The organism is Oleiphilus sp. HI0067, from assembly GCF_001635735.1.
Genome location: NZ_LWFI01001615.1, coordinates 1 through 689, shown reverse-complemented (window position 1 = coordinate 689; position 689 = coordinate 1). Strand labels below are relative to the sequence as shown.

Sequence of the window (689 nt, the reverse complement as noted above, 5' to 3'; positions counted from 1 at the left end):
GCAGTTAGCTTCCTTTCTTCGAAAATCTCTTGTTATAAAATTTGTTAAGACGCATTGCTGTGTGTAAAATGTCCGACCCCAATTTTCTTAGTCGTACATTTTAGGCAGAGTTGTTGGTCTAAGTGTATGAAATTACTAGATGTTTTAGAGAGAATGCTATGGCAGCAGGTTTGTTCCGCCCAGAAGAGTTTCGTGATAACTGTGGTTTTGGGCTCATTGCGCACACAGAAGGTGCGCCTAGCCATGCTTTGTTGGAAACAGCAATTGAGTCGCTCACATGTATGACCCACCGCGGTGGTATCGCGGCAGATGGCAAAACAGGTGACGGTTGTGGTTTGTTATTACAAAAGCCAGATTCATTTTTACGCAAAGTCGCACAAGAAGAATTGTCACTGACTTTAGGTGATCAATACGGCGTAGGCATGATTTTCTTGCAGCTAGATGATGAGCGTGCAGCGCAGGCGCGAGCGACATTTGAAGCTGCCTGTGCAGACGAAGGTTTAAACGTTAAAGCATGGCGTGTTGTGCCAACTGATAATGCTTGTTTAGGTCGAATGGCTCTAGATTGCTTGCCACAGATAGAGCAAGTTTTTGTTGAAGCGAACGATGATATTGATGAGCAAGCGTTTGGCTTAAAGTTATTTGTCGCCCGTAAAAAGATTGAGCGTGCGTTAAGTCAGGAAGAAGAC

1 pseudogene is annotated in these 689 nt (G+C 44.3%); it reads left to right on the top strand.

From position 1 onward, the window contains the following. Positions 1 to 158 precede the first annotated feature (158 nt). Positions 159 to 689 (top strand): annotated as a pseudogene (gene gltB, locus A3739_RS26155) (glutamate synthase large subunit); the annotation flags it as partial.